Origin of the sequence: Rhodococcus sp. CX, assembly GCF_015865005.1 — a bacterium.
Taxonomy (GTDB): Bacteria; Actinomycetota; Actinomycetes; order Mycobacteriales; family Mycobacteriaceae; genus Rhodococcus.
The window spans coordinates 29,155-31,242 of sequence record NZ_JADZGH010000156.1; the positions used below are offsets into that span (position 1 = coordinate 29,155).

The 2,088-nt window shown below is 67.4% G+C and carries 2 protein-coding genes and 2 pseudogenes; 2 read left to right on the top strand and 2 right to left on the bottom strand.

The genetic code is table 11. From position 1 onward, the window contains the following. Window positions 1-294 (top strand): annotated as a pseudogene (locus tag I0Q12_RS33020) (hypothetical protein); the annotation flags it as partial. Between the two features lie 28 nt (window positions 295-322). Further along, a complete protein-coding gene (locus I0Q12_RS16330) occupies window positions 323-1,354 on the top strand; it encodes an aldo/keto reductase (protein WP_307846282.1) in 1,032 nt (343 codons plus the stop codon). An 84-nt stretch (window positions 1,355-1,438) separates the two neighbouring features. On the opposite strand, the gene I0Q12_RS16335 is transcribed toward I0Q12_RS16330, so the two are convergent. Both I0Q12_RS16335 and I0Q12_RS16340 read right to left on the bottom strand, forming a co-directional pair. Continuing rightward, window positions 1,439-1,804 (bottom strand): VOC family protein, encoded by a 366-nt coding sequence (locus I0Q12_RS16335; RefSeq protein WP_197252898.1) that lies wholly within the window; start codon window positions 1,802-1,804, stop codon window positions 1,439-1,441. Between the two features lie 89 nt (window positions 1,805-1,893). Continuing rightward, a pseudogene (locus I0Q12_RS16340) lies at window positions 1,894-2,088 on the bottom strand (bifunctional 3,4-dihydroxy-2-butanone-4-phosphate synthase/GTP cyclohydrolase II); the annotation flags it as partial.

Below are 2,088 nucleotides of genomic sequence, written 5' to 3' on the forward strand. Positions count from 1 at the left end.
GGTGCGCACCGGCAAATCGTGGGCACGCCCGAACAGATCGCCGACGACATCGAGAAGTGGTTCCTCGGCGAGGCGGCCGACGGATTCAACCTCAACGCCGACTCGTTCCCGACCGGGCTCGAGCCGTTCGTCGACCACGTGGTGCCGGTGTACTCGTGGCGGAAGATGCCGCGCTTGCGCAGGATCGGCACCACGCTGCGCGACCACCTCGGCCTGGACCGGCCGGAGAACCGCTACGTCGGCGAAACCGGCTGGCAGAACCACTCCGCGAGCAGCCGATACGTCGGCATCTAGCCCACCACCCAGAGAAAGCGAACGACCAGTGACAACCATCCCCACGCGCCGACTCGGCAGCGACGGACTGTCCGTATCGGCCCTCGGACTCGGCTTCATGAGCTTCACCACCTCGGCCGACGCCGACGAGCAGGCGCTGTCCACCGCGCTGGTGGACGAGGCGATCGACCTCGGCATCAACTTCTTCGACACCGCCGACGTGTACGGACCGGAATACAGCGAGATCCTGCTCGGGCGTGCCATCGCGGGCCGCCGCGACGACCTGATCATCGCGACGAAGTTCGGGAACGCACTCGACCGCGACACCAACCCCGACCACCGCTCCGTCGACGGCCGCCCCGAGTACGTCCGGACCGCCGTCGAGGCGTCGCTGCGCCGACTCGGCATCGACCACATCGACCTCTACTACCAGCACCGCGTCGACCCCGAGGTGCCGATCGAGGAGACCGTCGGAGCACTCGCGGAACTCGTCGAGGCCGGAAAGATCCGCTACATCGGCCTTTCCGAGGCCGGCCCCGGCACCATCCGCCGCGCACACGCCATCCACCCGGTCACCGCGATCCAGAACGAATGGTCGCTGTTCAGCCGGCAGATCGAGGACACCACGGCCGACGTCGTCCGCGAACTCGGTATCGGCATCGTCACGTATTCACCGCTCGGACGCGGATGGCTCACCGGCCGCCTGCAGCAGCCCGCCGACGTCACCGGCCGCCGCGCGCGACATCCGCGCTTCGCGCAGGACGTGTTCGAGACCAACCGCCTGTTGGCCGACGAGGTCGCCCGCATCGCGACCGAGATCGGCGCACAACCCGGCCAGGTCGCACTCGCGTGGGTGCTGTCCCGTGGTGAGGACGTCGTCCCGATCCCGGGAACCCGGCACAAGGAATACCTGCGGGAGAACGTCGGCGCCCTCGACGTGACCATCGACCCCGAGCACGCTGAGCGGCTCGAACAGATCGCCGCGCAGGTCGCCGGCGAGCGGGCACTCCGCCCCGAGCACCTCGGAACCGAGGCGCCGGTTCTCGACGCCGCGTCCGTCGGAGAGGGCGTTTCGCAATAGTCAGGTGCCGCAGTCGGGAGAGACAGCAGCGCGATGCCGGCATCGCGCTGCTGTCTTTCTCGTCAGCCGCTCCGGTAGCGCGTCTTATCCGGCATCGTCCGAGTGACTGACGATGTTGACGACGGAACCGTCCGGCGCGCGCACGAAGAACCTACGCACACCCCACGGTTCCGTCGTCAGCGGATAGACGATGTCGAACCCCCGACGCTGCGCCTCCTCGTAAGCCGCTTCCACCTGGTCGCCGACGTGGACGGACAGCACGGAATCGACCGGTGCGGTCGCGTCGCCGCTGACGAGCTGGACGACGGCCCGCCCGTCCGGAGTTTTGAACCGAGCCACCCACCCCAGGTTCATCTCTTCGACGGAGAGCCCGAGATAGTCGGTGTAGAAACTTCGAGCCTCCTCGATGTCGGGGACGTTCAGATTTGCCGTGATGCCGGTGGGTCGCATGCCGATCACTCCTGCCGAGTCGTCCTGATCACGCTCGATTCCACTACAGGCCGCACCCTCGCGAGGAGCTTTCGAACGGACGCCGAAGGTCAGCCCTCGGCTGCAGGCAGCATGTGCCCCATGCGGCGCCGTTTGGTTTCGAGGTAGCGCACGTTCGCCGGCACGACCCCGACGTGCAGGGGTTCACGGCCGATCACGGAGATCCCGTTGTCTTCCAGACCCGTGATCTTGGCGGGGTTGTTGGTGAGCAGCCGCACCGACCGCACCCCGAGATCGTGCAGGAT